Raw genomic sequence first — 7,823 nt, 5'->3', positions numbered from 1 at the left:
CGCATCCGCCAGCGCCCTGACCACAGGGCCGACGCGGTCCTCATGGCCCGCAACGGCCAGACCGCCCTCGGTTGTCACCTCCTCGCGGCGCTCCGGCACAAGGCATGCGGCGTGCGGCTTGTGACGCATGGCGATAGCCAGCATCTCTTCCGTCACAGCCATTTCGAGGTTCAGCGGGCGGTTGGCGCGGCGGCACAGCGCGCTAAGCACATCAATGTCGGCATCGGTGATGTGGCGACGGTCCTCGCGCAGGTGGGCGGTAATGCCGTCAGCGCCCGCCGCGAGCGCCTGTTCGGCGGCCCGCGCGGGATCAGGATGGGTCCCGCCACGCGCGTTACGAACCGTGGCGACGTGATCGATATTGACGCCAAGGCGAACGTGACGGGTCATCTCGGGTACTTCCTTACTTGGACAGGCGACGGCTGCCCGGATCTTCGACCGGCAAGGCTGCCAGTTCCGCCGGTAGCGCATCAGCCGGATAGGCCGGAACATCCATCGTTGCCAGCGCGATCAACGGCACACCGACGTCGGCCTTGCCGCCCGAACGGTCAACGATGCAGGCGGCAGCAATGACATCGCCACCGGCCTTTTTGATGGCCTCGATGCATTCACGCGACGACAGGCCCGTGGTGACGATATCCTCGACCATGACGATCTTCTCGCCCGGCTCGACCGAGAAGCCGCGACGCAGCTTGAATTCGCCGTCCACGCGCTCGACGTACATGGAGCGCACCTTCAGGTGCTTGGCCGTCTCATAGCCGGGGATGATGCCGCCGACCGCCGGAGAGATGGCGGCATCGACAGCCCCCACCGTGGCGACGATCTTCTCGGCCAGTGCCTTGCACAGACGCTCGCAACGTTCGCCGTCCATGAACACGAGGTTCTTCTGGAGGAAAACCGGGCTGTGCAGACCCGAGGAAAGGACAAAGTGGCCTTCGCGCAGGGCGCCGGCTTCGCGGAACTCGTTCAGGACGTCTTCAGTGTTCATGAACGCCGTCCTTAGCCCTGCCTGCCCCGCCCCTCAAGGGCAATAGACTCAAACTCTGTTCCGAATCGTGACCCACCCGCCGCTTCGACGGATGGGCCGCGATGCCGCAAGCCGTCCTAGCCGCGTACGCGGTCAACGGTATCAACTGACGGGTTCGCCCTCAGCGCCGCCAGGATCATGGTCGCGTGACGGGCATCCTTCACCTCGACATCAAGACTGACGTCGAAGAAGTCATACTGGCGATGGTACAGAGACAGGTTCAGGATATTGCCACCGGCCTCACCGATGATGGTGGCGACCTGTCCCAGTACCCCCGGCGCGTTACGGATGGTGGCGGACATACGAACCGCGCCGATCGCCTCGCTCTCGGCCTGGGGCGTCCATTGCATGTCGCGCCATACGCTGTCGTCATCGGCAAAGTCCGCAAGCGACTGACAGTCGATGGTGTGGACGGTCAGCCCCTTGTCCGGTTCGTGAATACCCACGATCCGGTCCCCCGGAACGGGGCAGCAACACTCACCGAAATGAATGCTGACCCCCGGTGTCAGGCCCGAACCCCGCACGAACAGACGCGCCGAAGCGGTTTCGATCTTGCGCCGCTGTTCACCTTTGTGAAGCTGGTCCTTGAGTGACGGGAACAGGATTTCCGCCACACGCGTCACCGGAATACGGCCACGTCCCAGCGCATCGAATAGATCGTCGTCGGTGGCGACCGTCAGTGTCTCCAACGCCGATTTGAGGGTGACGTCCTTAAGCGACTTGCCCGCCTTGGCCAGTGTTTGCTCCAGCGACGCACGGCCAAGACGGATGAACTCCTCGCGCTCCGAGGTGCGGATATGGCGACGGATGGCCGAGCGGGCACGACCCGTGACCGTCAGGCTGCGCCAATCGGTCGGAACCTCGGCCTTTGACCCACGGATGATCTCGACCACGTCCCCGTTTTGCAGGGCCGTGCGCATGGGCTTCAACTCGCCGTTGATCTTCACGCCGACAGCGGTGTCACCCACTTCGGTGTGTACGGCATAGGCGAAGTCCAGGGGCATGCCCCCGCGCGGCAGGCTGATCAGCTTGCCCTTGGGCGTGAAGACGAACACCTGATCGAGATACATCTCGAGCTTGGCGTGTTCGACCCAGTCCTCGCCGCCCTCGCCATGCTCGATAACCTGCACCAGATGGCGCAGGTTCAGCAGCGGGTCGCGGCCACCATCGGCCTCCATCGCCTCGCGGTCGAAGCCATAGGATTCGTTTTTATAGCGCCAGTGCGCGGCCACACCGTCCTCGGCCACGCGGTCCATCGCTTCGGTACGGATCTGCATCTCGACCTTCAGGCCGCCGGGGCCGACGACGGTCGTGTGCAGCGAGCGATAGTTGTTCGACTTGGGCGTCGAGATAAAGTCCTTGAACCGGTCCGGCACCATCGGCCATGTCCGATGGATGATGCCCAGGGCGCGATAGCAGTCGTCCTCGTTCTCGACGATGACGCGGAAACCGTAGATGTCCGACAGGGATGAAAAGCCCACCGTCTTGCGCTGGAGTTTGCGCCAGATCGAATACGGGGTCTTCTCGCGGCCCTTGACCAGGGCCGACAGCCCCTCGCCTTCCAGCAGGCTGACGATCTCTTTCGAGACGTTCTGGATGGCGCTGCCGTGTTCCAGCTTCAAAGCTTCGAGGCGGCGCTCGATCGCCGTACGGGCGGTCGCGTTCAGATGGGTAAAGGCCAGCTCTTCCAGCTCGGACGCGATCGAGTGGATACCGATCGAGCGACCCAGCGGCGCATAGACCTCAAGCGTTTCGCGGCTGATGCGCTCGCGCTTTTCAGGCTTTACGTACTGAAGCGTACGCATGTTGTGCAGGCGGTCGGCCAGCTTGACCAGCAGCACCCGCACATCGCGCGAAATGGCCAGGATGAATTTGCGCAGGTTCTCGGCCTGGCGCGTGTGCTCGGCCTGAAGCTCCAGACGCGACAGCTTGGTCACGCCCTCGACCAGCACGGCGATCTCTTCGCCGAACATACCGGCAATGTCGTCACGCGTGGCAGAGGTGTCCTCGACCACATCATGCAACAGCGCCGTCACGATGGTCGCCGTATCCAGTTTGTAATCGGTCAGAATGCCGGCCACCTGGATCGGGTGCGCGAAATACGGATCGCCCGAGGCCCGCAACTGCGAGCCGTGCATCTTCATCGCATAAACATAGGCCTTGTTGAGCAAGGCCTCATCGGCAGTTGGATCATAGGCCTTTACGGCATCGATCAACTCAAACTGACGCATCACACGTGTGCGGCGGCCACCGGGGCCGGATGCCGCAGACGCCAACGGCGCCGCCCCTGTTGGGGACGACGCCGTTGAAACCGATTTCTCGGCAGGCTCAGCCGACGACGTTTCCGCCGAAGGACGCGCCGGAATGATAGTGACGCCAGTGACAGGCTGTGCCGTCAGTAGCGTTCCTCCTGACCACCGTCGCGGTCGCTTTGCAGCGCGCGGATCAGTTCAGCCTCAGCCATGTTCATGTGCTGCGGCTCGGCCAGCAGGGCCACGACTTCGGCTTCATCCTCAGCCTCGGTGCGTTCATCGACGCGCTGCAGGGTGGTGATGATGTTTTCGTGCAGGTCATTCGGCAGGACGGTCTCATCCGCCAGTTCGCGCAGGGCAACGACAGGGTTCTTGTCATTGTCGCGGTCGACGGTCAGCGGAGCACCGTTGGCGATGCTGCGCGCGCGGTGACCGGCCAGCAGAACCAGACCAAAGCGGTTCGGCACCTTTTCGATGCAATCTTCGACAGTGACGCGGGCCATGAAATTCCTCGGGCGACAGGGAGAACCATACAAAATATAGAAGCGGCACCGATTGTGCAACGCCAACAGACCGGCTTTAGGCAGGAAATCCGACAGTTTTTAGCCGTGCCGATCCTTTTTGACGGGCCGGGCATCGCGGCCGACGCTAGCTGTTGAAGCCAATTCCTGCGCCGTCGCGTCCAGAACCGGGTGACGCCACAACGGGGCGATCTGCGCCAGCGGCCCCATCACAAAGAGCCTCTCGCCTGCTCTGGGATGCGGCAGGATCAGCCCGTCCAGATCACCTGCAATCCGCCCATAGGCGATAAGATCCAGATCAAGTGTACGCGGCGCATTGCGCACGGAACGGACACGTCCAAGGTCGTCTTCGATTCGCGACAACACCCCCATAAGCGCTTTGGGTCCCAGATCCGTACCAACGATCACCACACCATTGATGAAGGGCGGGTCCTCGGGATTGGGCCAGGCCGCGGATTCCCACCAGTCGGAGCGCGCCAGAATCCAGCATCCATGCCCCTCTAAATGCTGCAAAGCTTGATCAAGAGCGGATTGGCAGGTTTCAAACTGCCCCTTGTCATTCGCCCCAAGTGCGACGATGACTGCATCAGCGAGATCGCCCGCTTCCCTTGCGGGTGGATTTTGCGCACTCAAAACCAAAATGCCTTTTTATCAGGATCTATATTGATGACGTCCCCCACCCGCATTGCGCTTTTTATTGACGGTGCCAACCTCTATTCGGCGGCACGATCCCTCAACGTCGATCTGGATTTCCGCAAACTGTCGGATTTTTTCGGTCGTGATGCGCGCTTGATCCGCAGCTACTACTATACGGCCATTGTCGAGGGCGAGGAGTTCTCTCCCGTGCGTCCGCTGGTGGACTGGCTGGATTATAACGGCTTCACGGTGATGACCAAACCGGTGCGTCGCTTTACCGATGCCCAGGGCCACACCCGCACCAAGGGCAATATGGATGTCGAGATCGCCGTGGACATGCTGGAGCTTGCTCCGCATCTGGACGAAGTCGTCCTGTTCTCGGGCGACGGTGACTTCAAACGTCTGGTCCAGGCCGTTCAGGCCAAGGGCGTGCGCGTTACGGTGGTCTCCACCACCAAGAGCCAGCCGCCGCAGATCAGCGACGACCTGCGCCGTCAAGCCGACGAGTTCCTCGATCTGGCCGACATCATGAACGAGTTCTCCAAGCCCAAGCCCGCCTTCAACCGCGAACGCTAAGCAGGCAGAAATCATTAAAAAAGGGCCACCCGACAGCAGATCGGGTGGCCCTTTTCTTTATCCTTCAGAGGCGCGCTCAGCCGCCCTGGGATCCCGTTCCGGCGACACGGACGGCCGCCGCAGGTTCACGGAAATAGCGGTCGATCCCCTCGGCGACAGTGCGCATCAGGCGGCGTCGGGCGCGTTCATCCGTCAAAAGGCGTCCATCCTCAGGGTTGGTGATGAAGCCCATCTCCACCAGCACCGCGGGCACATCCGGAGCCAGCAGGACCGCCAGGCCCGCCGCGCGGTGGCTGTGGCGCAGCATCGGGTGATTATCGGCCTCAAGATGCGTCAGCAGGACACGGGCAAACTGGGCCGAGCGGTTCTGGGTCGCGCGTTGGGTCATGTCCAGCAGGATACGGTCCACCGAAGCATCACGCCCCGGCAGGCGCAGGTTGCGCTGCCAGTCGTCATTGGCCGTGAACTCGCGCACAGCGCGACCGGCCCCCTGCTCGGACAGGGTATAAATCGAGGCCCCGCGCAATGCAGGATCCGAACCGGCATCGGCGTGGAGAGAGATGAACAGGTCGGCACCGGCATCGCGGGCGATCTGCACACGGCGATTATGCGCGACATAGACATCGGCATCGCGCGTCAGGCGCACACGATAGCGACCGGTCCGCTCCAGCGCCGCCTTCAGCTCCCGGGCCGCCGCCAGCGTGATCGTCTTTTCCCAGACATCCTGACCGCGCGCGCCCGGATCACGTCCACCGTGACCGGCATCGATCACGATCAACGGCTTCTCGGCACGCGGCTGCGGACGACGCGACGTCGCTACCGGCGCTTCGGCGGCTCCATTGGCCTTGAGGTCGATGACATAGCGATAGTGCGACACGCCATCGCCCGGCGGCAAAAGGAAACGTCGCTCGATGGACGCTCCGCGCGCCAGATCCAGATTGACGCGCGTACCGCCCGAGCCGCTTTCCAATTGATAGGCACTGACAAGACCCGAGCCATTGCCCGAAAGTCCGCGTCCCGGATCGATATTGGCCAGCGCCACGCTGACCTTGCCCGTAGAACCGTCCTGAAGCACCCGACCGCGGGTTTCGCGGTCCAGATCGATCACCACGCGGGTACGCTGGGCGTCACCGCCAAAACGGATCGAATGCACCTGAATATCGGAGCCGACAGCCAGATTCAGACCAGCCGCCAGCACGGCCGCAAGCATGACCACTGCCGCCAGAGCGGTCAGCGACCATTCCCGCAGTCCCCAACGCGTAAGACCCTCACGCCACAGAACGCGCATTGACCAGACGGACTCCTTCACATCTTGGACGGTTAACCTAGAGGCTGACCGTTAAGGATTCCGTAAAGATAAGGAAACGCGCAATCGTTTTGCATTTTGTCAGAATGGCGCCTATGTTTGATCGACCGCGACCGATCGCGCCTACGCCCCTGTGCGGCGTCGGGCACGCCCTCCTCGCGGCACGCTAGTTTTATTCACCCTATTCCGACGGCATTCTGGCTACGGCCTGTTGCCCTAGGATCAAGCGGGTTTGGACCGCAGCCTCTTTAATGCTGGCGCGACCAATCCCCGGACCGACAGAACCCATGGGCCAAAAAGCCTGCGTCACCGTCCGGCAAATGAATGCCGACCTCGCGTTCCGCGAGTCGACGATGTGCGCGCGTGGCCCCATCCACATTCGGCGAGCCGCTCCCCTGCTGACGGGGTCAATCCATGCGAGAAACCTCGCGGGGCACGGGCTGGCGCGCCTTAGAGAGACCACCCTACATGTCCAAGACAATGCTGATCGATGCGGCGCACGCGGAAGAAACGCGCGTCGCTATCGTGGACGGCCGCCAGGTTGAGGAATTCGACTTTGAATCCCGCGGCCGACGCCAGCTCCGCGGCAACATCTACCTCGCCAAGGTTACGCGCGTAGAGCCGAGCCTTCAGGCAGCCTTTGTTGAATATGGCGGCAACCGTCACGGTTTCCTCGCCTTCAACGAAATCCATCCGGATTACTACCAAATCCCGGTCGCCGACCGCGAAGCCATCATGGCTGAAGCCGGTGACGAGGACGAGGACGACGACGATCTGGGCCGCGAACACGCGGACGACGAAGCCGACGCCGAAGGCCGTCTGGCCGACGAGGAACGTCTGAAGCGCCGCCTGATGCGTCGCTATAAGATTCAGGACGTCATCAAGCGCCGTCAGGTCCTGCTGGTGCAGGTCGTCAAGGACGAGCGCGGTGCCAAGGGCGCGGCCCTGACCACCTGGCTGTCGCTGGCTGGCCGTTACTGCGTCCTGATGCCGAACACCGGCAAGGGCGGCGGTATCAGCCGCAAGATCACCAACACATCGGACCGCCGCCGCCTGAAAGCTGCCGCTGCGGCTCTGAAGGTGCCCGAAGGCATGGGCCTGATCATCCGTACCGCGGGGGCCAAGCGCACCCGTGCCGAGATCAAGCGCGACTATGAATACCTGCTGCGTCTGTGGTCGACGATCCGCGAGACGACGCTGAAATCGACGGCTCCTGCCGTCATCTATGAAGAAGAAAACCTTGTCCGCCGCGCCGTGCGCGACATGTACGACAAGGATTTCGACGGCATTCAGGTCGAAGGCATCGAAGGCTTCAAACAGGCGCGTGACTTCATGCGCGTGCTGATGCCGTCGCAGGCCAAGAAGATCCACCTGTACCAAGGCACCCGTCCGCTGTTCGCCTCGAACGGCATCGAAGAAGTGCTGACGCAGATCCACCAGCCGGTGGTTCCGCTAAAATCGGGCGGCTATCTGGTTATCAACCAGACCGAAGCCCTGGTGGCCAT

Annotated in this window: 7 protein-coding genes and 1 pseudogene (1 of these 8 only partly in view); 2 read left to right on the top strand and 6 right to left on the bottom strand. The window is 62.4% G+C overall.

Annotation, left to right across the window (positions count from 1 at the left end; translation table 11 throughout):
• From B3H86_RS12145 to folK, 5 genes are all read right to left on the bottom strand, one after another.
• Nucleotides 1–390: pyridoxine 5'-phosphate synthase (locus tag B3H86_RS12145; protein ID WP_292054283.1), on the bottom strand; the 390-nt coding region annotated here is incomplete at its 3' end.
• 13 nt (nt 391–403) lie between these two features.
• Nucleotides 404–988 (bottom strand): orotate phosphoribosyltransferase, encoded by a 585-nt coding sequence (pyrE, locus tag B3H86_RS12140; protein ID WP_292054281.1) that lies wholly within the window; start codon nt 986–988, stop codon nt 404–406.
• A 116-nt stretch (nt 989–1,104) separates the two neighbouring features.
• A complete protein-coding gene (locus B3H86_RS12135) occupies nt 1,105–3,258 on the bottom strand; it encodes a RelA/SpoT family protein (RefSeq protein ID WP_292054279.1) in 2,154 nt (717 codons plus the stop codon).
• Between the two features lie 164 nt (nt 3,259–3,422).
• Complete coding sequence (gene rpoZ, locus B3H86_RS12130) at nt 3,423–3,782, bottom strand: DNA-directed RNA polymerase subunit omega (RefSeq protein WP_292054278.1); 360 nt, start codon at nt 3,780–3,782, stop codon at nt 3,423–3,425.
• 99 nt (nt 3,783–3,881) lie between these two features.
• Nucleotides 3,882–4,433, bottom strand: a complete 552-nt coding sequence (gene folK, locus B3H86_RS12125; protein ID WP_292054276.1) for a 2-amino-4-hydroxy-6-hydroxymethyldihydropteridine diphosphokinase — start codon at nt 4,431–4,433, stop codon at nt 3,882–3,884.
• 30 nt (nt 4,434–4,463) lie between these two features.
• Between folK and B3H86_RS12120 the strand changes: the two genes are divergently transcribed.
• Nucleotides 4,464–5,012 (top strand): NYN domain-containing protein, encoded by a 549-nt coding sequence (locus B3H86_RS12120; RefSeq protein WP_292054274.1) that lies wholly within the window; start codon nt 4,464–4,466, stop codon nt 5,010–5,012.
• A gap of 76 nt (nt 5,013–5,088) precedes the next feature.
• Here B3H86_RS12120 and B3H86_RS12115 read toward each other — a convergent pair whose 3' ends face one another.
• Nucleotides 5,089–6,300: an N-acetylmuramoyl-L-alanine amidase family protein gene (locus tag B3H86_RS12115; RefSeq protein WP_292054273.1), complete on the bottom strand. Its 1,212-nt coding sequence runs from the start codon at nt 6,298–6,300 to the stop codon at nt 5,089–5,091.
• 486 nt (nt 6,301–6,786) lie between these two features.
• Between B3H86_RS12115 and B3H86_RS12110 the strand changes: the two are divergent.
• A pseudogene (locus B3H86_RS12110) lies at nt 6,787–7,823 on the top strand (ribonuclease E/G) (it continues 1,591 nt past the right edge of the window).

This window comes from Brevundimonas sp. UBA5866, assembly GCF_002432125.1.
Classification (GTDB): Bacteria; Pseudomonadota; Alphaproteobacteria; order Caulobacterales; family Caulobacteraceae; genus Brevundimonas.
Note: the sequence above shows the minus strand (reverse complement) of the source record. Positions and strands in the feature narration are given on the sequence as shown.